The organism is Bartonella sp. AP65SXKL (assembly GCF_042195725.1).
Taxonomy (GTDB): domain Bacteria; phylum Pseudomonadota; class Alphaproteobacteria; order Rhizobiales; family Rhizobiaceae; genus Bartonella.
In genome coordinates, this window is the sequence record NZ_JBHIOW010000007.1 from 90925 (window position 1) to 113979 (window position 23055).

Genomic DNA, 23055 nt, shown 5'->3' on the forward strand with positions numbered 1-23055 from the left:
TATGCAGCAATCTCGCTTTTTGTTTGTTTTTAGTGCTATAGTGTTTGTTTTGATGATTTTGTGGATGTCCGTATTTATCGTCTATCCTCGTCAACAAGTAGCAATTAAGCGTTTTGGACAAATTGTTCAGGTAGAATCTAATCCTGGAATCTATTTCAAGGCGCCCTTTATCGATAAGATGATCATTGTTGATAATCGGTTATTGCGTTACGATGTTCCTACACAATCTGTACAGGTTCGTGGTGGTGCGTATTATGAGGTGGATGCGTTCTTTATTTACCGTATTACAGATCCTAAGTTGTTTTTACAGCGCATTGCTTCTGGGCGTCCACAAATTGCGGCACGTGAAAACCTTGCACCACGGTTTATTGACGCTTTGCGTGCTGTTTATGGTAAGCGAGAATTTAAAGCAGCCTTATCGGATGAACGAGGCGCGATGATGGCTGAAGTACAGAAGCAATTTTCTGTAGATGCAGGCTCGTTGGGTATTACCATTGTTGATGTGCGTATTCGTAAAACCGATTTGACTGATGCTGTTTCAGAAGATGTCTATCGGCAAATGGCAGCTGAACGTGAAGCTGCTGCGGAAAATATCCGGGCTCGTGGTCAGCAGGAGCGAGATCGTATTGTGGCAGAAGCTAATCGTGAATATGAAGAAATTGTAGCAGCTGCAAAGCGTGATGCTGAAATTACCCGTGGTGAAGGTCAAGCTGAAAGTATTCGTCTTTTATTGAATGCGAGGGAGGCTAATCCGTCTTTTTACGATTTTTGGTTGGCGATGGAACAATACAAGAATTTAGAGAAAACACCGATGGTAATTTCTCCAAATGAGGATTTCTTTTTCTATTTTCGTAATCCGCCGCAGGCAAATAAAGCATTCTTACCGACAATGAATACTGGCCTCAGTAAAACTGATCCAAAATCGGGAGAGAATAGATAAAATAATGGATTGCAGATACGAGATTTTGCATGAAAAGAATGATCTGTGACCATTTTCTTTTATGGTAAAAGTGGTAGAGAGTATCGAGCCGTGCTGGTTTTACGTAGATAAATTTAGTGGGGCTCTTTGCATCTTTGATTAAAGGCATGTCATGGATAGAAGTATCGTGAGTAAAAATACGTTTTTAAAGTTTTTTATCACAAGAGTTGTTTTTTGTGTGACTTTGTTTCTATCAGGATCAGTGAGTTTGTCTTGGGGAGCCGAGACAAGCAAGGCATTGCTTTCTATTCCTGATTTAGCTTCTGAGCTTTTGGAAACAGTTGTGAATATTTCCACGGCGCAGACTGTTGAAGGAACAGAACAGGATGCAAACACCTCGGTACCCGTTATCCCAAAAGATTCATTGCTGGAGGAATATTTCAGTGATTTTTTTACACCCAAGGATGGTCAAAAAGATAGTCAATTTCAAAAGGTGCGTTCTTTAGGCTCTGGTTTTGTGATTGATGCGCAAAAAGGGATTATTGTTACAAATTATCATGTTATTGTAGATGCTGATGATATTGAAGTTAATTTTACGGATGGTACAAAACTAAAGGCAAAGCTTCTTGGAAAGGATAGCAAAACTGATTTGGCGTTGCTTCAAGTCGATGCAGGAAGTAAAAAATTAAAAGCTGTGCGTTTTGGTGACTCAGAAAAAGCACGTATTGGTGACTGGGTTATGGCTATTGGTAATCCTTATGGTTTTGGTGGAAGTGTGACGGTTGGTATTATTTCTGCACGTAACCGTGATCTTAATGCTGGTCCCTATGATAATTTTATTCAAACAGATGCAGCAATTAATCGGGGAAATTCTGGTGGGCCGTTATTTGATAGAAATGGTGAAGTCATTGGCATTAATACAGCAATTGTTTCACCTTCGGGAGGATCTATCGGTATTGGATTTGCTATTCCATCGGATATGGCTCTTTCTGTTATCAATCAATTGCGTGATTTTGGAGAAATAAGGCGTGGTTGGTTGGCTATTCGTATTCAGCCGGTAACAGAGGATATTGCAAAAAGTTTAAAATTGGACAATGCTGTGGGAGCATTGGTGGCTGGTAAAATAGAACAGACGGAAGAAAATAATGTAGATAATAGCCAGTTACAAACTGGAGATGTTATTCTTTCCTTTGGTAATTCCAAAATTAAGCATGCACGTGATTTGCCGCGTTTAGTTGCAGAAAGTTCAGAAGGAAAAGTGGTGGACGTTACTATTTTACGCAATGGGCAAGAAGCAACAGTAAAAGTTAAGCTTGGACGTTTGATTGAAACAGATCCAAATGAAGATACAGAAGAAGTTGATGATAAAAAAAATCAAGATCTGTCGAAAAACGTGACAATGCAATTTATGGGAATGACGTTATCTGAACTGACAGAGGATTTGCGTCATCGTTATTCAATTTCAGATAAACTTCGAGGACTAGTGGTGACATCTGTTGCACAAAATAGTGCCGCGGATAAAAAGCGTATTCGCGTTGGTGAAGTGATTGTTGATATCAATCAGAGTTCTATCACAACAATTGATGAGGCTAAAAAACGTATTCATAAATTACGTGAAGCTGGACGCAAAAATGCTCTATTTATTGTAGCGCGTCCAGATGGAGAGTTACGGTTCGTAACGCTCCTAATGGATTGATCCTTAAAAAATTATTTTTTGTTTTTTATCAGCCTTAGTGTGTGGGATATTTTGCAAGTCAGCCATGTGATGTCCAATATTTCTCAAGCTCATTTCACGATAGAGAGTATGGGGTGTGCAATATAAAATCCATTGGAAATTATTATATCTTTATGCTGAATATCAAAGTATAAATTGGTGTCATCATAGTATTTTTCAGTTCTCAATATTGTAACAGCCTAGACTTTGAAATGCTGCATAAGAGATATTGGTACACCTTTCTTAAGTCCATTTTTATCTCTGCTTGTGATGCGCAAGTAAATGGTATTGATATGATACTTTATGAGGCTCTTATTATAAACCGGCGTAGCATGCTATTTTTATAGGAAAAAATAAAGCTATTTGATTGTATAGATTAAACTTAGTATTATTTTCATAAATGATGACAAAGAGTATATTTTTAATGGCCTTAACGGACAGAATTATTATAGCTGTGGTTTGTTATTGAATTATGATAGCAAAAAATGCTTGGAAATTCCTTTGGTGTTGTTATTAAGTCCATTTTTTCTTTTTTATAAGTTTCATAAGGGGCTTTGTCTTAAGGGGAATTTGTGTTCGTATTTTTGTTTGAAGTATTTACTCTATGATAATGGAGAGAAAATACAGGAAGGCTTTGGGGGTGTCTGCATGTTGCAATAAGTTATTGATTGGGAGAAATTGCTATTCATGACACAGAGAACAGTTACATTAATAGCAGGGCCAACGGCAAGTGGGAAGTCAGAACTTGCCTTGCAAATGGCTCAAGAAAAAAATGCTCTCATTATTAATACTGATTCAATGCAGGTTTATGATGTTTTAAATATTTTAACGGCACGGCCGAGGGAGGCTGACACCGCGATTGTTCCCCATTATCTTTATGGTCATGTGAGTCCTACTTTGAACTATTCAGTAGGGCAATGGTTGTGTGATGTCGAGAAGCTATTGGCTACTTTTTCTTTAAGATCAGTTATTTTTGTTGGTGGAACAGGACTTTATTTTCGTGCTCTTTTAGAGGGGATTTCGGAAATCCCTCATGTTCCAGATGTTGTGCGGCAGAAGTGGCGTTTGCTGCTTGATAAAGAGGGACCTGAAAGTCTTTATCGCCAGTTGTTGCAGATTGATGCTGTTGTTGCTGAAAAAATTTCTTCGCACGATAGACAGCGTATTGTACGTGCTTTGGAAGTTTATGATGCAACCGGTAAGTCGCTCAGTTGGTGGCAGAAACAAAAAACAACACCTCTCATTGCGCCAAATTTGACCGAAAAAATTCTTCTCATGCCACCACGTCCTCTGCTTTATGAACGTATTCATAAACGCTTGGATTCTATGATTGAAAGAGGAGCTTTAGAAGAAGTGGTGGCTATGAAAAAACTTAAACTTTCCCCTTCATTACCAGCAATGAAGGCTATTGGTATACCTGAGTTTATGGCTTATTTGGATGGATATAGAAGCTTTGAGAGTGCTCTTGAAGCGGTGAAAATACAAACGAGGAGATATGCAAAAAGACAAATGACATGGTTTCGTAATCAATTTGATGAAGAATGGATGCTTACTTTTTGATAAAAGAGTTAGAGCTTTGCAAAGAAACTTATCGAAAGATAAAAGATAATTCGTGAAAAAGAAATTTTTTAGAAAATATAATTTTTTATTGACGAATGGTATCAATGGAATTAGAAATCTCTCTACAAGGAATTTTTTATATATTTTATACGTTGGAATAATGGGGGTAATCATACAGTATGTGTTGTGTAATGGGCTCCTTTGGGGGCTTTTTTTATGGGCTCCGTTAGGGGCTTTTTTATTGTCCTATAAAGTAGGTGAGTGGGAAAAATGAGAAATGATCCAAGAAAGCAAGAGAGTGCAGATGGAAAAATAATGTCGGGCGCTGAAATAGTGGTTCAAGCTCTTATAGATCAAGGCGTTGAACATATTTTTGGTTATCCTGGTGGGGCTGTTTTGCCTATTTTTGATGTTCTTTATCACCAAGATACACTCCAGCATATTTTGGTGCGCCATGAACAAGCCGCAGGGCATGCAGCTGAAGGCTATGCACGCAGCACAGGGAAGGTAGGGGTTATGCTTGTGACTTCTGGTCCAGGGGCAACGAATGCTGTTACACCTTTGCAAGATGCTCTTATGGATTCGATACCTCTTATTTGTTTTTCTGGGCAGGTGTCAACAACGGTGATTGGAACAAATGCTTTTCAAGAGGCTGATACAGTTGGAATTACAAAGCCTTGTACGAAGCGTAATTGGCTGGTTAAAAATGTCAATGATCTTGCGGCTATTATTCATGAAGCTTTTTTTCTTGCTCAATCAGGTCGTCCTGGGCCGGTTTTGATTGATATTCCTAAGGATGTTCAATTTGCTTCAGGATTTTATAGAGCACCTCAAGTTCAGGAGTCTTTACATTCTTTTCCATCGTTGAAAGGGAATACTAAGGCTATTGAATCTGCCGTTTCTCTTTTAGTTGAGGCAAAACGCCCTATTATTTATTCTGGTGGTGGTGTTATTTCATCGGGGATGAAAGCTATACAGCTTTTACGTAATTTGGTTCAATTGGGGGATTTTCCGATTACTTCAACATTAATGGGACTTGGTGCTTATCCTGCTTCCGGTAAAAATTGGCTTGGAATGCTTGGAATGCATGGAACCTATGAGGCTAATATGGCCATGCATGATTGTGATGTCATGTTAGCTGTTGGAGCACGATTTGATGATCGTATCACCGGGCGCCTTGATGCATTTGCACCTCATGCGCGTATTATTCATATTGATATTGACCCTTCTTCTATCAATAAAATTGTAAAAGCAGAAGTTCCAATTATTGGTGATGTGGCGCATGTTTTGGCAGATATAATGCAACATTTGCATATGCATCAATCAAAGTTCGATAAAGAAAGTCGTAAAACATGGTGGACGCAAATTAACCGTTGGAAAGCTCGTAATTCATTGGCATATGCGGAGAAAAAAGATGTCATTATGCCGCAATATGCTCTTGAACGGCTGTATGCTTTTACCAAAGATGCGAATGCTTATATTACAACGGATGTCGGGCAGCATCAGATGTGGGCAGCGCAGTATTATCATTTTGATGAACCAAAACATTGGATGACTTCTGGTGGTCTTGGAACGATGGGGTATGGTTTACCTGCTGCTATAGGTGTTCAAATAGCGCATCCTGATGCGCTTGTTGTGTGTATTTCTGGTGATGCCTCCATTCAGATGAATATTCAAGAGCTTGCAACAGCTATTCAGCATGACACACCGGTGAAAATTTTCATTTTAAATAATCAGTATATGGGAATGGTCCGCCAGTGGCAGCAATTGCTGCATGGTAATCGTCTTTCTCATTCTTATACGGAATCTATGCCTGACTTTGTGAAATTGGCACAAGCTTATGGAGCCGTGGGAATTCATTGTTCAAAACCCGATGAACTTGATGATAAAATTCAGCAGATGATTGACTGTGATAAGCCTGTTCTTTTTGATTGTCGTGTTTATCATTTAGAAAACTGTTTTCCTATGATCCCATCGGGATGTGCTCATAATGAGATGTTATTACCCGATGAGGCAAGCGAAGAAGCTATTGCAAATGCTATTTCTTCCGAGGGAAAGATTCTTGTATAAAATGAATATGTTAACAAAATGGTGAAGGATGGTGATGATGAAGTCTTTGGAGTCTTCATCTCTGTCACTTCTTTGTGGAGAGTTCCTATTATCCTTAGAGCTCATTTTATGATTTTCATTCTTTGTTTAAAGACATGGGGTGTATTATTATTTGTTCATCTAAAAAATGTTATAAGTCGTGTGCACAATTATGTTTGAATTTATTTGTACGCGATGTTTGTTTTTTTAATTCATATGTTCACATTAATAGCTATTTCGTTGCATTTTTTAGATAATACATTGAATTATCTGTTATAAATTAATTATGTTGTCTCATATATGAATGATTTCATCGTGCAAGAAAAAAAGCCACACTGCTTGAAGGGTGCAACCATGCAAGCCATTATGCCTATGAAAACAATAGAAAAGTTTGTTACTATGTTTTGGTTTTGCATTATGAAATTACTCCAAATAGCTCTTTCAGGGGCTTGATAGGAAAATCCCCCTAGCGGTTTGAAAGGAAGGGAAAAAATAACAAAAATCAAATGCAGCCATAGAAAACCAATAGGTCACCATAGCTTATAATCAGGTATGATTATGCGGGAGAAACCTATACATATGAGATGTATCGTCAATATATAAACCAGAATAATACTCAACATCATATCATTATCAGGATATTAACATTGAAAATTAAATACTCTTTCTTTTATTTGTTCTATATATCTATGATTCCATAAATCTGCAGACATAAACACTCTTTGAATCCACCGCATTGGATTTTCATAACTATCAAATGATCCAAAAAATTTATCTCTAGAGTGTAAGGCCATTCTGTTATCAATGTATAATAATCTTCCTGGTTGTACATCAATTCCAAAAGATACAGCCTTAATAGCCTCATAAAAATGATCTGAAGCTTTCTTGGCTTTTTTTGACTGTGGCTCTAACATGCCTGGATAAAAAACAGCGCTGATATCTGGGAATTCACCGTCCCCTTGAACGAGGGGCACTTTACTTGTAGAAGTTACCCCATTTTTTCTCCATCTATAGGGAACATTAATTATATATAAATTATCCCTGAAGCTCCTCAAATCCTCCTCACTTAAAAGTTTTAAAGCTAGACGTGCATCATCGTTAACGGACCATCAACACCATTGCGAACACCAGATAAAAGTATCCCCTTTAGGAGATAAATTTAAATCCGTTATAAATTTTAGTGCAGCATTTTCATATGAAAATCTAACTCAACTTCAGATCCTAATCCTGTATAATCTTTTTTATTATCCTCTAAAGGAACTAGGTTATTTACTATATGTTCGCCTTCAAACTTAATTGAATAAGGCTCTCCGATCAATAAAGAAAACATCATAATTAAATTTTCGCTAATATAGCCACTTTTACAAGACGCATCTAAATTGTAAGGATTAGGTGACATATTAATTTGTCTATCAACAGGAAGATTTTCAAAGATTAGATATGGTCTGGGAGTAATAGACACCTTTTGGTTCATAAGAATTGTTAATATTCTATGGGGTAGCAGCGAAAATGCTATTTTTTAGCTCAACCGAATATTCAATACCACCCGTATGGATCATAAATAACATGGTCTAAAGCCTCCCAAAGTTTGTCTCTTTCGATATTGCTCAACTCAAAAGTATTTTCATTTATCATTATAATTTCCTCCCCAATTATATTTCCCTACTTTCTTATTAAGAAAAGTGAAAAAACAATAATTAAAATCAGCCATGTTAGTAAATAAGTTTCTGTAAAATTTTGGATTAATCCAAATAATCGTGGAGCAGTAATGATTGCGATTTGATTTATAGACATTCCTAAATCCAGAGAAAAGCCAACGCTTTCTTTCGGCTTAAGAGTCTACAATATAAGCAGCCCAAGGGCCATACCATTCCATTCCCAAAAAACTAACCAAGCAGATAAAATAGTTAAATAAATTATGGATCCACTTATGCCCAAAATTAATATTAAAAATCCAAAAACGACTGCAATCATGCAAAACAAGACAGGAAAAAATTGTCCTTTTTTACAATGATCACACTACGCTGCTAAAATAATTCTTCCTAAGGCACCAGAAGCCTGTGAAACAAAAAATAAATAAGCACTTTTATCTAGAGACAGGTGATAGATTCTATAAAAATAGATCGTTATAAAAATGGTTAAAACATATTGAACGATCACAAGTGAAACGCTTGGAAAAATAATATTCTTCATATGAGGCGCAGCCAACATTGCAAGACGAGATCTTACATTTGCATAGAACGAAATTCTTGCCTTGCTTTTTGGAACGATAGCGATAACTTTTGCTGGTGAGTGATAAAAAATAATAAATATACATCCCCCTAAAAAAGAAACTATGGCACCGACCAAAACGCACCTTGTATGCCATAGACAAGCACACTAGCAGGAAGAACTATTCCAGCTAATGCCCCCACAACCTAATGTTAACCCCGCCTGCCTTATTCCCATTGCAAATCCGCGCTGCGATTGTGGAAACCATGAAGAAACAGATTTAGCGCCACCGGGTTGAGCAGAACTATAAAATTCCCCTATAATTAGCAAACAAACCAAAAGGGAAATATAGTTATCTGCGATTGCTCCCAACAAAAGGGCGACAGAAACGCCGAGTGCGCCAACGCCAACAATATAGCGCTCGTTAAACTTGTCTAGTAATTCGTCAGCTACAAGTAAGCCAATAATAGGTAGGAACTGCGCGGCTGAAGACAGCAAACCTATCTGAGAGTTACTAAGCGAGAAATCTTTCTTAAAAAATTCAGCTAAAGGACCAATCCCTTGAACAAAGAAACAGGCTGATGCTTGAGCGATAGTGGCAACAAGCAATACAATCCATCTATAATAATTTTTTCTATAAATTTATTATTGCTCACTCAGCCTCCTCCAATTAAAGTGTATTCCAATGAGGTAGCCTTTTTTAATGATTGCAATAATAAATTGTGTATTTTATGCTGATTACATAAAAATCTGTCCATACTATTGGTATTAATATGAAAACTAAGGAATATGCTTCATTTAAGGAAATAAGCTATTATGTGTCGTGCAAATTTGATACGCTAGCGATATAAGATAAATTTTACAAACATTGGCTCAGCCGGCATTAAGCGCTCTTCATAAAAGAAGCTATATTTTGGCAAGCTTTTTCAAAATAATTCTCAAAGCTTTCTTCAGTCACATAGCCCAGATGCGGTGTGCAAAGAACTCTATCTGATTGCAATAATTTGCTCTCATATACTGGCTCGCTGTCATAAACATCCAGTGCAAAGTAAGTTGAATTTTCCAAACTGAGTATTTTTTCTATCGCCCCTTTTTCAATCAAAGCTGAACGCGCTGTGTTGACAAAAATAGCATGAGGTTTCATGCTCAATAGATCATCTAATTTTATGATTTCTCTAGTTTTATCACTTAAACGTAAATGGATGGATATAATGTCAGGACGTGTAAAAAATTCTTCTTTTGAATGCGTAAAATGATAACCTAAATTTTTTGCTTCTTGCGTTGAACGCTCGCTCCCATAAACTAAAATGGACATGCCAAAAGCTTGAGCATATTGAGCAACCATTTTACCAATACGCCCAAACCCGAATATTCCAAGAGTAGCCCCTTTCATTTGGTTGCCAAATGTTGTTTGCCAGCGTCCTTTTTTCATATCAGACACAGATTTATAGAGTTTTCTACGCGCAGACATAATTAAGAGCCAGGCAAATTCAGCAGCAGAAGTTGGATCTCCACCACCGTCTAATATTTCAATTCCTAAGTCTCTACAAGCTTCTATATCAATATGTGAACCTATAGGGCCTGTTTGGCAGATTAATTTTAAATTTGGCAGTTTCAGGAGAAGATTTCTATCAACTATAGTCCGCTCTCTAATTAAGATAAGAATATCTATCTCTTTGAGCTTATCTTCTAAATTACATTCTTTAGCTAAATTATTTATAACCAGCACTTCATGCGATTTCATTAATTTTGTAATAGACTGTAATGTTAGAGTGGCTTTTTGATAGTCATCTGGAATTAATATTTTCAATTTAAACCTTCCGTTTCATTCATCAATATTTGAGCTCATTATTTCATTTCTAAAACAACCAAAAAGCAATCTCATCGCTGATATTTTGACATAACACCAAGCCTATTAACAAATTATACCCCTTGATTTATTGTTATTTCTAGCAATAAGAATAGCATTAATCAGTTAGTTTTTATAAACTTTAAAACATTGCGACAAAAAGAAAAAGTTTAACTCAATAGATGGAGAATTGCGCTTTTCTCATATTCTAGAGGATGAACCTGAAGCGCTACGCTGGACTGAAGCCATGTCCCAGTTTTCTATAATAGACTACCAAGAAGGCCATACTTACGAACCATATTTTATTGTTGAAACAGAAAAAGCTACATATTTGTGCGAGATAAAGCGTGCTTCATATAAGTGTGATGTCTCTCTTTATTCGTTGAGATATCACTTATTTGTAGCATGAAGAGTAAATTTATTAAAATCATGATGAGAGGGAGATAGGAACTTTATAGGTGTATCATCATAGGATTAAGTCGTTTTGTTGAGAGCTATTTTTATTTCTGCTAAAAGGTTTTTGATATATTTAATTATTATTTCGTAATAGTGGATGTACTTTATTTTATGTGCAAGAAAGCTGATTGATTGTGTAAAATAGCGTTCAAAAATTACATTATTTTTATCCTGTTAAGGACATTTTTTCTAGTGAGGGTTTTGCAATTGCAATGCTCTTTTTCTCATTCTAAATTTTGGTTAGAAAAAGCGTATATAGGTGTTATTTTAAATTTAAGATATGCATCTTCCATTGTTGGTGTTACTGTTGTAAAAAATGATATTTTATTTGATACGCATAAGGTGTTACCAAGAAGATCGATGTATAGATAAAATTTAGATTGTTACAATATCTTGAAAAAACAATGGGTAAATAATTGATAATTGTGCTACGAAAGTTGTTAGATGGGCGTGTGTCAGCAATTCTTAATAAAAAGGTTTTTCTTGATAGTCGGTTTTTTTCAAAATACTGCTCTTTTTATGCAAATCTTATGTTGGTAAGCTATGCAGTTTTCGCCGGAACAGGATAATGCATTGAAGGCTGTTGCCGCGTGGTTGAAGGAAGGGCGTTTTCCTCTTTTTCGCCTTTTTGGCTATGCGGGGACGGGTAAGACGACGCTTGCACGCTATTTTGCAGAGACAGTTGATGGTTCTGTTCAATTTGCTGCTTTTACAGGGAAGGCGGCGCAGGTTTTGCGTTCTAAAGGTGCAAGCAATGCTTGTACGATTCATTCGCTGATTTATTGTCCGCGTGGAGAAGAGGAAGTTTCCGATGAAATAACAGGAAAAAAGTCTATTGCTCCAACATTTATGTTAAATCGAAGAAGTGCTGCTGCACAAGCTAAACTCATTATTGTTGATGAGTGCTCGATGGTAGATGAAAAATTGGCCCGTGATTTAATGAGTTTTCGAACGCCAATTCTTGTTCTTGGTGATCCAGGTCAATTGCCTCCTATATCAGGTGGAGGCTTTTTTTCTAATGGGGAACCAGATTTTCTTCTTTCAGAAATTCATCGGCAAGCGCGAGATAATCCGATTATACGTCTTGCTATGGATGTACGTGAAGGACGCGATATTGCTTATGGTGACTATGGAGAAGCGCGCGTTGTGACACGTAAAGAGGTCAATCAACAATTGGTTTTGGATGCTGATCAGGTCTTGGTAGGGGTTAATCGTACACGCCACCTTTATAATCAGCGTTTACGTGTGTTAAAGGGATTTACAGCAGATTATCCACAAGCGGGAGATAAGCTGGTGTGTTTGCGAAATGATCCGATTAAAGGTTTGTTGAATGGCTCTTTATGGAAGGTGATGACTTCACAGAAGGAGACCGTTAAACCAAGTATTAATCTTCTTGTGAAACCAGAAGAAAGTGAGCGTGGGGTAGCAAAGATTAAACTTTTAAAAGCAGCGTTTGAAAACCCTGATCAAGAAATTTCATGGCAATTAAAAAAGCGATATGATGATTTTGATTATGGGTATGCATTAACGGTTCATAAGGCGCAAGGTTCTCAATGGAATAATGTCGTTTTGTTTGATGAAAGTTTTGCATTTCGTGATATGTATGCGCGCTGGCTTTATACGGGAATTACCCGCGCAGCAGAACGTTTAACGATTGTTCGATAGAAAAAAGATGTGTATATCATCTAAGTTTCAGATGGAAAATGCCTTTTTTCTATCTTGTTACACACTATAAAAAAATGGAAATGGGCATGGCGGTAAAACTTTCGGTTAATCTTAATGCTGTTGCTGTTTTGCGTAATCGACGTAATCTTCCGTGGCCAAGTATAACGAATATTGGGCATATAGCGCTTGCTGCTGGAGCAGCAGGTTTGACGGTTCATCCGCGCCCTGATGAAAGGCATATTCGTTTTGCGGATTTACCAGATATATACTGTTTAATAAAGAACACTTTTCCTACTGCTGAGTTTAATATTGAAGGTTATCCCAGTGATCAATTTTTGGATATCGCTAAAAACTATGCGGATCAGATTACCCTTGTTCCTGATGATCCAGATCAGTCAACGTCTGATCATGGTTGGAATTTTGCTCATGATGCAGAATTTTTAGCACCTATTATTCAGAATTTAAAAAACAGAAAGATTCGTGTATCCCTTTTTGCTAATCCTACTGTCGATGGTCTTGATATTGCTAAAGCAATGGGCGCTGATCGTGTGGAATTTTACACGGGACCTTACGGTGGTGCATTTCAGGATAAAACAAAACAAGATCAAGAGCTCAATAAACTTGTTTTAGCAGCAAGAAGAGCAAAAGAATTGCAGTTAGGTATAAACGCAGGGCATGATCTGACACTTATGAATCTTCCTGCTCTTGTCAAAAATATTCCTTGGCTTGATGAAGTTTCTATTGGCCATGGGCTCATTGCTGATGCATTAGAGTATGGAATACATGAGACTGTTCAGCGTTTTATCCGGTTATTATCGTAATCTTTTTCTCTCTATAAAAATTGGAAAAGAAATTTTTATAGAGGTTTGCCAATTTATCTTAAAAAGCAATTTTATATATGTTGAGATAAATAGCACTATTATCGTGCATTATAAATATTCTATTGTTCCTCTATTTATTGGTTGCTTTCTATCTTTTGTTTTTGAGTGCATGCGATGTTTTTTATTTGTACTATCCATTATGAGGAAGTTTTAAAATCTTCTTATTATAATTTCTTTGAATGGAGAAGAAGTAGGGTTTTGAAAGTATTTCCCTTATAAAGGAGTGCGTAGGATTTTAATGGATCAATACACAAATTTTCTTGATATTTGAGCTCATTTTTGGGTTATCTGTAAATAGTATAACGTAAAATCTCCTTATGAATAAGCTTAATGCAATAGGAGCTGTTAAATAGAATGATGATATCGACTTGTAGCTTTATGAAGTAAAGAGAGTGATGTGCAATAAATCTTACACTATTATAGGGAATTCTTGAAAAGGGCTTGAGCATATTAAAATTTTTTTATAAGGCGCCATAAATGGATAACATAATAGCCGTATGGGGGCTTCTTCGTGTGAGAGGCGTGGATATTAAAAGAACGTAAAAAGTAAAAACATCCTCTCTATTATTCTAAAGATATTGTTGTATATGCTTTTGAAGGTTGTATTAAAACAATACTTGTTATTTTGTAATTTTTCTTGCTATCCGTATTGATTTGGTTCATGTTAAAGATTGTATGTTGTATCTTAATTTTTAGAATATAGCGTTGTTGCACGATAAAAGAGTAGAATATTAGCTAAATTTTCTTTAGAAATCTTATTTTGTGTAATTATTGTTTTTGTAGAATAGCAGTTGAAGTTTATTTGGGGATCCGTATATGTTTTAGGAATGTTTGGGGACTACAGTTTTTTCTATGCAATATGTAAACTTTAAAATTATTCAATTGCTGTGTTCTTATAAGCGGTTTTTTTTGTCTTTATAAGTGTGTGATGCACTGTAGATAATGTTTCTTATTGAATAAAAATAATCTGAAATCCAGTTTAAATAGAGAAAGAAGGAATTTTTTATGCGTGTTTATTATGATCGTGATGCGGATGTTAATCTCATTAAAGGGAAAAAAGTAGCCATTGTTGGTTATGGTTCTCAAGGGCGTGCGCACGCTTTAAACTTGAAAGATTCTGGTGTTAAAAATGTGCAAATAGCTTTGCGTTCAGGGTCGGAAACAGTTAAAAAAGCCATGGCTGATGGTTTTGAAGTGGTGAGTGTTGCTGAAGCAGCAAAATGGGCAGATCTCATCATGATGGCAACACCAGATGAATTGCAAGCTGATATTTATAAGGAACATATTCATGATCATTTACACGATGGGGCAGCGATTGCTTTTGCGCATGGTTTGAGCATTCATTTTGGCTTGATTGAACCTAAAAAAAACGTTGATATTGTGATGATTGCTCCTAAAGGTCCAGGGCATACAGTTCGTCATGAATACCAACGGGGTTGTGGTGTTCCTTGCTTAATAGCGGTGGCGCAAGATGCTTCAGGGCATGCACATAATGTAGCATTATCTTATGCATGTGGACTTGGTGGTGGACGTGCTGGGGTGATTGAAACAACATTTAAAGAAGAGTGCGAAACTGATCTTTTTGGTGAACAAGCGGTTCTTTGTGGTGGTCTTGTTGAATTGATTCGAGCAGGTTATGAAACATTAACACAAGCAGGTTATGCGCCGGAAATGGCTTATTTTGAGTGTTTGCATGAGGTTAAACTGATTGTTGATCTCATGTATGAAGGGGGCATTGCAAATATGAATTATTCGATTTCTAATACAGCTGAATGGGGTGAATATATGTCTGGTCCACGTGTGATTACGGATGAAACCAGAGCAGAAATGAAACGTATATTGAAAGATATTCAAACGGGTAAATTTACATCGAATTGGATTCAAGAATATAAAGCTGGTGCTGCTCATTTTAAAAGTATGCGGCGTTTAAATGATAATCATCCTATTGAAGAAGTTGGTAAAAAACTTCGTTCTATGATGCCTTGGATAAAATCGAATGCTTTGGTTAATAAAGAGCGTAATTGAAGATTCTACAGAGATATTTTGTCAATAGCTTTTATAATTTTATAGATAAATATCAAAAAAAGGGTAACTTTAGTTACCCTTTTTTATATGTTTTTGGAAACATAAGCTTTATTTTTTAATTTTTTGCATAATTCTTTTTCCCAAAAAGAAAGTATACAATTCCTAAAAATATGAACCATGCTGGAGTGTATTTTAAAGCTATGGCAGTGTCAGCTTCTAATGACAATAAATAGATAATGAATGCAAAGAAAACAAGAAGCGCCCAACACATAACAACACCTCCTGGCATTTTATAAGGAGAGACAGTATGCTGGAGAGGACGATTGCGGCGATAGACGATATAGCTGATCAAAATGATAGACCATACAAATATAAACAAAGTTGCGGCAATTGTCGTAACAATTGTAAAAGCAGCTATGAGTGTTTGAGATAACGATACAACGGCATAACCAAATAAGATGCATATACATGAAAAGAATAATGCGTTGGCTGGAACGTGGTTACGAGAAAGTTTTCCTAAAAATTTAGGAGCACCTTTTTGTGTTGCTAGCCCATATATCATACGGCTGGTAGAAAAAATTCCACTATTTGCTGAAGATGCGGCAGCTGTGAGGACAACAAAGTTCATCAAACCTGCAGCAGTTGGGATACCAATAAGTGCATACATTGTTACAAATGGGCTTTTTTCTGGACTGATTTGATCCCACGGCGTCACAGACATAATCACAAGAAGAGAGAATATATAAAAGAATACAATGCGGATTGGTATTGAATTAACAGCCTGTGGTAAAGCTTTTTGAGGCTCTTTTACTTCAGCAGCAGCTGTTCCAGCGAGTTCAATGCCAACAAAAGCAAAAATAACAATTTGAAATCCAGCAAAAAAGCCTGTAATTCCTCGCGGAAAAATATTCCCACCGTTCCATATATGGCTAAGAGAAGCAACCGTACCGTTTGGAGAGACAAAACCGGTAAAGATCATATAAAATCCTACAACGATTAGGACTAGAATTGCTACGATTTTGATAAAACCAAACCAAAACTCAAGTTCGCCAAATAGTTTTACGGCGACGAGGTTAAGAATTAAAAAGGACATAAGACCAATTATAACAGGAATCCACGGATTGAGCTCAGGCCACCAAAAGTGTGTATAAGTGACAATAGCAATAATTTCAGCAGTTCCAGTGACAATCCAACACAACCAATATGTCCAGCCGATAAAGAATCCGGCACATGGCCCTAGAAGATCGGTTGAGAAGTCAATAAAAGATCGGTATTGTGTATTAGAAAGCAATAACTCTCCCATAGCACGCATGACAAAGTATAGAGCACAACCAATAATTGCATAAACGAGTAGAATTGAGGGGCCTGCTACACTGATTGTTTTTCCTGATCCCATGAAGAGACCTGTTCCAATCGCTCCACCAAGGGCTATAAGTTGTATGTGTCGGTTATGTAGTCCACGTTGCAATTTCTTCTTAGGTTTTTTTTCTAAATTTTGTTTGTTCATTTTTGGGGAGTTCTCCTTAGTTATTTTTAAATAAAAATTACCCTAAAAAAGGTAATTCCTTCTATCGGAACACGCTATGGTTAAGGAGTAAAGGAATTTTTTTCTATGACTATATGTGAATAAAGCAAAAACATTATTAATTAATGGAATAATTATTTTATATATAAGAAAAAAAAGATAAATTGTATTATATTTTTTTGATTTTTTATGTTTTATACATAAGTAATATATATAATATATAATATATAATAATATATAATATAATTTATATTTATGTATATTTGTTTATAGTAATTTTTATATAAATATCTTTATATTTAAAATTATTTATTTATATATATTGTTATCTGTATAAAAATATAAATAAAATTGTAAATTTATTAAATATAAAACTTTGTATATAAATAAAATAAGTTTAAATTGTTAAACTATTATTTAAAACATTAAAAAATATATTTAAAATTTACATTTAAGTATTAATATTTAAAATTTATTACAAATAGAAAAATATTTTCATAGAATCTTTTTTTATTGCAGATAGCTATTAAGATATATTCTGTTTAGAGCTATATTTTTAATTTTGATAAAAAATTGAATATAAATTTTTTGGGGGGGAAAGTTTTAGATAAATCTCATGTTTTATTAGTAAACAATGTCAGTGAAGTTTATAGAGAATTTTTTACAGAATAGCTCGTTTCTTATCCTATTGTGCAGTAAAATACTGTTGTGTAGAGTAGTGATATAAAGCATATAACATTTTACGCATTAAGTATTTTTAGAATGGGTGGTGAGTGTTCAGGGCAGGGCTAGCCCATAGAGCCTTATGTAGGTGAACCATATAAATGATCAGCAGCATTCCCCCTTAATAAGCCGGATTGTTTACAAACCGGTGCCGGTAGGAATCGTCGTTTTTTGATGTTTGGGGAGGAGGTTAAGTAGAAAAAGGGTAACTAAAATTACCCTTTTTTGAGATGTTTTTATGTATAGACTTTATTTGTTACCTTGAGTTATTTTTTTCTTTACAAACATAAAATACATTATACCTAAGAAAACAAACCAGAATATACTATATTTTAAGGCTAGTAGAGTATCAGCTTCTAATGTCAACAAATAGAGCATGAAAACAAAGAAAACTAAAATTATCCCACACATGATAACACCTCCTGGCATTTTATAAATGGATTCAGCGTGTAGATGAGGGCGATTGCGACGATACACAATATAGCTAATCAAAATTACAGACCATACGAATAAAAATGCAATAGCTGAAATGCTTGTCACAATTGTAAAAGCACTTATGAGGCTTGGAGAGAGTGAGGCAATTGTATACCCTATTAAAATACATAAACAGGAAAAGAATAGAGCATTGGCTGGAACATGGTATCTGGAAAGTTTACCTAAAATTGGAGGGGCACCTTTTTGTGTTGCAAGTCCATATATCATACGGCTGGTAGAAAAAATACCACTATTTGCTGAAGAGGCAGCTGAGGTAATAACGACAAAGTTTACCAAGCCAGCAGCTATCGGAATGCCTGCAAGCCAAAACATCGAGACAAAGGGGCTTTTATCTGGAACAATTTGATCCCAAGGTGTGACAGACATAATTACAGCGAGAGAAAAAATGTAAAAGAGTACAATACGGATCGGTATTGCATTAATTGCTTTGGGGAGAACTTTTTTAGGTTCTTTTACTTCAGCAGCGGTTGTTCCAGCAATTTCTATACCAACAAAAGAAAAAATGGCAATTTGAAATCCAGCAAAAAAACCTGTCATTCCTCGCGGAAAGATATTGCCATCGTTCCATACGTGATTGAGAGAAGCAACCGTACCATTGGGAGAGGTAAAGCCCGTAACGATCATATAAAATCCCACAACAATTAATGCTAAAATTGCGACGACTTTGATAAGACCAAACCAGAATTCAAGTTCACCGAATAGTTTCACGGCAAAGAGGTTAAAGATTAAAAAGACACTAATGCAGGTAAAAACGGTAAACCATGGATTGAGTGTTGGCCACCAAAAGTTCATATAAGTGATGATGGCAATAATGTCAGCAGCTCCAGTTACAACCCAGCTCAACCAATAGCTCCAGCCAACAAAGAAAGCGATTCCCGGTCCTAGCATATCGGTTGAAAAATCAATAAGAGATCGGTATTGTGAATTAGAAAGCAACAATTCTCCCATAGCACGCATGACAAAGTATAGAGCAAAACCGATAATAGCATAAACGAGTATGATGGAAGGACCTGCTACACTAATTGTTTTTCCTGCCCCCATGAAGAGACCTGTTCCAATAGCACCACCAATGGCTATAAGTTGTACATGTCGGTTGTGTAGTCCACGCTGTAACTTATTCTGAGAATTATCTTTTAAATTTTGTTTGTAGCTCATTTTTTGGGGGTTCCCTTTAATTATTTTGAGATTAAATTACACTAAAAAAGCATTATTTTGTATCGAAGCATGATATAAATGAGGTGTAAAGGAAAAAAACGTTTTTTAGGATTTTGTGTGGATAAAGAAAAGAATATGTTTTAGGAATATGGTTTTGAAAAAAGAGAATGTTTTCCTCTTAAATAACGTAACAGATATTTGAATGGGGAGCTTTTTATTGTTATGAATAACAAATTAATTGTTCATTAAAAGACGTGGGGCTTTTAAAATTATTTCAGAAAGTTGTCAGGAGTTTTTATAATTTTTTGAAACTTATTATTTGTAATCAGTGCATTATTTATTATTATTCATAATGGTGAGAGTTTACTTTTTGCTCAAGTAGCACTCGAGAGTTCTCATCTTAGTTTAAGAAACAATTTTTAATGGAAAATTAAAATGATTTTTAAATCATTTTTTTGTTTGTATGGTGCTATCATAAATCAAAAAGTTACTTTTGTTTCATAAACGAAAAGAGGAATATCATAGCTTATTTTTTTAAAAGTGATGAATAAGGATTTTGTTTAGATATTGGTAACATTTTATAAAATGTTGCGAGAAACTCACATTGTTTACACAAAGTTTACACAAACGTCCTTGAGAGTATGATAAAGAAATGCAACGTAATTCAGTTATACAAAGAAAAAAGAACTGGGGATTGTATAAGCTCTGTTAGAGATTGAGCTATTCATAGTGAGAGACAGAATCAGGAAAAGATTGCTCTATTAACTTTACAATTTGTTATCAAAGATAAAACTGTTCCTGTCGCAATGTTAATCGAGCCTTTTACCCGCTGCTTTTTTAAGGCGGTACTGGCAAATGATATAAAAATGGTCATTAAAGTAAACCATGCAAAGATGTTGAAAGAATGTATTGTGACAAGTTCAAAACCTTTTTTAATGCTACCTCCAGAAGCTAAGAATTTTGGAAAAGCTGCTATGTAAAATATAGATACTTTGGGGTTTAGTATTTGTGTCAGAAAACCGTCCATATAGCTGGTTAAAAGCTTTGTTTAACTCGTAGCATGCTTTTCATTCGTTGAACTTCTTTCTTTTGAATTTAAGCTGTGTATTCCAGATTTAATTGATTTAAAGCCCATGTATAATAAATAGCTGCCACCCATGAGTTTTACTAAAAAAAACAGCGTTTTGTTGTTGAGAATGAGCGCTGATACACCTAGGTGTGGAAAATGCCCCATGCACATATGTTGCTGTACACAATCCTAAAACGTTTACAAATGCGTTCTTTCTTCCCAATCTCGTTGCATTATCGATGATAAGGGCCATATTCGGCCCCGGTGAGATGACTAAAAAAATGAAACAAGGAAAAAGGTCAGTATTTGATGATTCATTTTACTTTTAGCTCTGAAATTAATTGATTTTCGAGATACAATTCTATTCTGTCAAACTGAGAAAGTTTTCCGACACCCTGTGGAGTGCCTGTGTATATGAGATCACCACGTCTTAGCTGAATGTAGTGACTTAAAAATGAGATTATCTTCTCAAAGCTAAAGATCATATTTTTCGTATTGCCAACTTGTCTTGTTTCGCCATTCAACTTCATTGCAAAGGTTATTGGGTTGTTTATTTTTTCCTTGTTTATGAAGTCAGAGACGTATGCAGCGCCTTTAAATCCTTTCGATAAAAGCCAAGGAAGCTTTTTTTCTTTCAGTTTTGTTTGCAAATCCCGCGCGGTGAGATCAAGACCTATTGCTACGGCATCATAGCATTCTTCTGCTTCTGCCTCCATGATCATGAAAGCGTCCTTTGAGATTTTGAGCACAATTTCGGTTTCAAAATGTATTTCTTTGGAAAAATCAGGGAGATAAATTTCATTGCCTAAAACGAGTGAACTTTTTGGCTTGCTAAAGATAACAGGTTCATCTTCAACAACATTACCTAGTTCATGAACATGTTCAACATAATTGTATCCAACACAGTAGATGTCATTTATCATGGGAGCCCTCCAAATTTTTCATTTTCTCTTTTGTATAGGCAAGAGAAAACTTTGCAAACAACATTTTTTCTTATATCGCGTTTTGCGTTTTCTGGAAAAGAAGCATTATGTGGGTTAATGACTAACCACGATGACAGCCCTTCGCATTATCCTCTTTTGAAGAGTGCTCAATCTTATAGTCTTTGAGATTATTTTCATTTTGATTGCTAATCTCCTGAAATTACTTTATTACTTAAAGAGTGATTTTGCTCGTCTACGCAGCGATTAGTAGGGTCTGAAAGCCCTAAAGTTCGATCATAAATGAGCCCACTCTGTGGGTGTCTCGGAATTATGGGATATTTTTCTATGTCTAGGTGCTATGAGCACTAAAAGTAAAAATCTGGTTCGTATTCAATACTTTCAGGCTCTCGGAATACTAATGCGAGGGTGCTCGCAACCGGCGGGGGACTTGAAAGTGAAAAGCAAAAAGCCACATTTTAACGACATTTCTATAGGCAAAAAATTGCTTTCAAAGAAAAATGCTGGGAATGTCGTAAAAGCAATTAGGGCACCAATTAGGGATAACTTTTCAACAAATCCAAAAGTATGAGAAAGTCTGTGATGATTAAAAAGAAGCAGACCGTGGCAAACTTATTATGGCATTTGGAACGGAGAAGATTTTTACCAGCTTTAAGATAGCACAACAAATAGCCGGAACTGGAGAGCGTGTTTTGTTTCTCGTGCCTTTTCTGGCTTTGATGTCATAAACGATAAGAGAATGGACACGCTATACAGAAGTACTGTTTCATTCCTTTGTGGTGTATTCTGATACATAAGTTGGCAAGCGTCGTAAAACAAAGATGCTGTTGTCGAACTCGATGTCTCAGATCTTGGCTCTATCAGCTACCAAATGATGTTCAAAAGCTTTGAAAAAAACAAATAAAGTCTTAGCGAATGCAATGACCGTGGTGTTTGCTACTTACCAATTAATCCAAGTGATTGCGGATGCGCAAGAGAAATACGGTTTATCAGAATTTGATCTGATCATTTATGAAGCAGCGCAGGTTAAGGCAGATAAGGTAGAACCTTTGGTTGTAGAAGCCAAGGAAGTAGCTGAGACTGCGAAGATAACAGCGGAAGAAGCGATGAATGTTGCGGAGCAAGCAAAAGAAGAGGCTGATACGACAAAGCGAGGGCTTGGAGAGGTCAAGAGTTCATTAGACACGGTGACAGCAACGACAAATTCTGCGAATACAGCCGCCTCTGAGGCAAAAGTGTTAGCGGAAGAAGCGAAGAGTGCATTGATAGAAGTTCAAGAGAAGGCACAGAGGAACAGTGACAGTCTTTCTGAACTTCAAAGTAAGGTAGGTTCTCTTTCCACTAATTTTTTAGAGAATGTGCGTTTTCATCAACCTGACAGAATTCTGGAAGCCGATCCGAAAAATAGAAAAGGTCTTGTGATCAATGACGGGGCATGTTTTCGCTTTTATCATGGTGAAGAGAATGGGGGTAGGTATCTCTTTTACCGCGTTCTAGGGCGTGGAAGGATGACTTTTGACGAAGATCTTGAAGCAGGAAAGGATTATTATATATCTCATCTTAAAAGATCAGACGAATGAGCTATCCTTTGAGCTTTCGCAAAATCTGACGGCTCCTGATGGCTATACAGAGGATAATTCTGAAAAGATCGGTGGATTTCATACGCTATGTGCGGATGTTGGTGAGATTGAAGGTCATCTCTTATCGGGTTATCAAGCGGGGGATATTTTGCCCAATTCTGTTTGGTGTTTAAATCACCGCCCACGTAGTAGTCCAGAA

Annotated in this window: 17 protein-coding genes and 1 pseudogene; 9 read left to right on the plus strand and 9 right to left on the minus strand. The window is 36.1% G+C overall.

Annotated features, from left to right (window positions below; all coding sequences use genetic code 11):
* The first annotated feature begins 1 nt into the window (after window position 1).
* The 4 genes from hflC (at window position 2) to ACFIMP_RS05910 (ending at window position 6263) form a co-directional block, all read left to right on the plus strand.
* Window positions 2–940, plus strand: coding sequence for a protease modulator HflC (gene hflC, locus ACFIMP_RS05895; RefSeq protein ID WP_375606990.1), 939 nt, complete (start codon window positions 2–4; stop codon window positions 938–940).
* Between the two features lie 151 nt (window positions 941–1091).
* Window positions 1092–2615 (plus strand): Do family serine endopeptidase, encoded by a 1524-nt coding sequence (locus tag ACFIMP_RS05900; protein WP_375638325.1) that lies wholly within the window; start codon window positions 1092–1094, stop codon window positions 2613–2615.
* A gap of 705 nt (window positions 2616–3320) precedes the next feature.
* Entirely contained in the window at window positions 3321–4193 is an 873-nt protein-coding gene (gene miaA / locus ACFIMP_RS05905) for a tRNA (adenosine(37)-N6)-dimethylallyltransferase MiaA (RefSeq protein ID WP_375671896.1), read from the plus strand.
* A gap of 270 nt (window positions 4194–4463) precedes the next feature.
* Window positions 4464–6263 (plus strand): acetolactate synthase 3 large subunit, encoded by a 1800-nt coding sequence (locus tag ACFIMP_RS05910; RefSeq protein ID WP_375652769.1) that lies wholly within the window; start codon window positions 4464–4466, stop codon window positions 6261–6263.
* Between the two features lie 659 nt (window positions 6264–6922).
* On the opposite strand, the gene ACFIMP_RS05915 is transcribed toward ACFIMP_RS05910, so the two are convergent.
* From ACFIMP_RS05915 to ACFIMP_RS05935, 5 genes are all read right to left on the minus strand, one after another.
* Window positions 6923–7336, minus strand: coding sequence for a Fe(II)-2OG oxygenase family protein (locus ACFIMP_RS05915; RefSeq protein WP_375668347.1), 414 nt, complete (start codon window positions 7334–7336; stop codon window positions 6923–6925).
* A 122-nt stretch (window positions 7337–7458) separates the two neighbouring features.
* Window positions 7459–7743 carry a hypothetical protein gene (locus ACFIMP_RS05920; RefSeq protein WP_375686128.1) on the minus strand — a complete coding sequence of 95 codons (285 nt, stop codon included), beginning with the start codon at window positions 7741–7743 and terminating at the stop codon, window positions 7459–7461.
* A 557-nt stretch (window positions 7744–8300) separates the two neighbouring features.
* Window positions 8301–8630, minus strand: a complete 330-nt coding sequence (locus ACFIMP_RS05925; protein ID WP_375628869.1) for an MFS transporter — start codon at window positions 8628–8630, stop codon at window positions 8301–8303.
* Window positions 8631–8660: 30 nt separating this feature from the next.
* Complete coding sequence (locus ACFIMP_RS05930) at window positions 8661–9101, minus strand: MFS transporter (RefSeq protein WP_375686129.1); 441 nt, start codon at window positions 9099–9101, stop codon at window positions 8661–8663.
* A gap of 274 nt (window positions 9102–9375) precedes the next feature.
* Complete coding sequence (locus tag ACFIMP_RS05935; protein ID WP_375686130.1) at window positions 9376–10302, minus strand: D-2-hydroxyacid dehydrogenase family protein; 927 nt, start codon at window positions 10300–10302, stop codon at window positions 9376–9378.
* 1038 nt (window positions 10303–11340) lie between these two features.
* On the opposite strand from ACFIMP_RS05935, the gene ACFIMP_RS05940 reads away from it, so the two are divergent.
* From ACFIMP_RS05940 to ilvC, 3 genes are all read left to right on the plus strand, one after another.
* On the plus strand, window positions 11341–12462 hold the full coding sequence (locus tag ACFIMP_RS05940) for an ATP-dependent DNA helicase (protein WP_375613392.1): 1122 nt from the start codon (window positions 11341–11343) through the stop codon (window positions 12460–12462).
* Window positions 12463–12548: 86 nt separating this feature from the next.
* Window positions 12549–13283, plus strand: a complete 735-nt coding sequence (locus ACFIMP_RS05945) for a pyridoxine 5'-phosphate synthase (RefSeq protein ID WP_375613393.1) — start codon at window positions 12549–12551, stop codon at window positions 13281–13283.
* Window positions 13284–14348: 1065 nt separating this feature from the next.
* The gene (gene ilvC, locus ACFIMP_RS05950) at window positions 14349–15368 is read left to right on the plus strand and encodes a ketol-acid reductoisomerase (protein ID WP_375613394.1); all 1020 of its coding nucleotides are present in this window, start codon (window positions 14349–14351) and stop codon (window positions 15366–15368) included.
* Between the two features lie 115 nt (window positions 15369–15483).
* Here the strand turns inward: ilvC and ACFIMP_RS05955 are convergent, their stop codons facing one another.
* From ACFIMP_RS05955 to ACFIMP_RS05970, 4 genes and pseudogenes are all read right to left on the minus strand, one after another.
* Window positions 15484–16875 carry an amino acid permease gene (locus tag ACFIMP_RS05955; RefSeq protein WP_375612029.1) on the minus strand — a complete coding sequence of 464 codons (1392 nt, stop codon included), beginning with the start codon at window positions 16873–16875 and terminating at the stop codon, window positions 15484–15486.
* A 990-nt stretch (window positions 16876–17865) separates the two neighbouring features.
* Window positions 17866–19266, minus strand: a complete 1401-nt coding sequence (locus ACFIMP_RS05960; RefSeq protein WP_375613396.1) for an amino acid permease — start codon at window positions 19264–19266, stop codon at window positions 17866–17868.
* A 742-nt stretch (window positions 19267–20008) separates the two neighbouring features.
* Window positions 20009–20506: pseudogene (locus ACFIMP_RS05965) on the minus strand (LysE family translocator).
* A gap of 143 nt (window positions 20507–20649) precedes the next feature.
* A complete protein-coding gene (locus ACFIMP_RS05970; protein WP_375613397.1) occupies window positions 20650–21258 on the minus strand; it encodes a fumarylacetoacetate hydrolase family protein in 609 nt (202 codons plus the stop codon).
* Window positions 21259–22163: 905 nt separating this feature from the next.
* Between ACFIMP_RS05970 and ACFIMP_RS05975 the strand changes: the two genes are divergently transcribed.
* Together ACFIMP_RS05975 and ACFIMP_RS05980 are read left to right on the plus strand one after the other, a co-directional pair.
* Window positions 22164–22856: a hypothetical protein gene (locus ACFIMP_RS05975; RefSeq protein ID WP_375640996.1), complete on the plus strand. Its 693-nt coding sequence runs from the start codon at window positions 22164–22166 to the stop codon at window positions 22854–22856.
* Window positions 22792–23055: phage major tropism determinant (locus tag ACFIMP_RS05980; protein WP_524535890.1), on the plus strand; the 264-nt coding region annotated here is incomplete at its 3' end. The genes ACFIMP_RS05975 and ACFIMP_RS05980, both read left to right, overlap by 65 nt.

What these genes read in the sequence shown, in the direction of transcription:
- hflC (WP_375606990.1), top strand. Translation starts at nt 2, where the DNA reads ATGCAGCAATCTCGCTTTTTGTTTGTTTTTAGTGCTATAGTGTTTGTT.
- ACFIMP_RS05900 (WP_375638325.1), top strand. Translation starts at nt 1,092, where the DNA reads ATGGATAGAAGTATCGTGAGTAAAAATACGTTTTTAAAGTTTTTTATC.
- miaA (WP_375671896.1), top strand. Translation starts at nt 3,321, where the DNA reads ATGACACAGAGAACAGTTACATTAATAGCAGGGCCAACGGCAAGTGGG.
- ACFIMP_RS05910 (WP_375652769.1), top strand. Translation starts at nt 4,464, where the DNA reads ATGAGAAATGATCCAAGAAAGCAAGAGAGTGCAGATGGAAAAATAATG.
- ACFIMP_RS05940 (WP_375613392.1), top strand. Translation starts at nt 11,341, where the DNA reads ATGCAGTTTTCGCCGGAACAGGATAATGCATTGAAGGCTGTTGCCGCG.
- ACFIMP_RS05945 (WP_375613393.1), top strand. Translation starts at nt 12,549, where the DNA reads ATGGCGGTAAAACTTTCGGTTAATCTTAATGCTGTTGCTGTTTTGCGT.
- ilvC (WP_375613394.1), top strand. Translation starts at nt 14,349, where the DNA reads ATGCGTGTTTATTATGATCGTGATGCGGATGTTAATCTCATTAAAGGG.
- ACFIMP_RS05955 (WP_375612029.1), bottom strand. Translation starts at nt 16,875, where the DNA reads ATGAACAAACAAAATTTAGAAAAAAAACCTAAGAAGAAATTGCAACGT.
- ACFIMP_RS05960 (WP_375613396.1), bottom strand. Translation starts at nt 19,266, where the DNA reads ATGAGCTACAAACAAAATTTAAAAGATAATTCTCAGAATAAGTTACAG.
- ACFIMP_RS05970 (WP_375613397.1), bottom strand. Translation starts at nt 21,258, where the DNA reads ATGATAAATGACATCTACTGTGTTGGATACAATTATGTTGAACATGTT.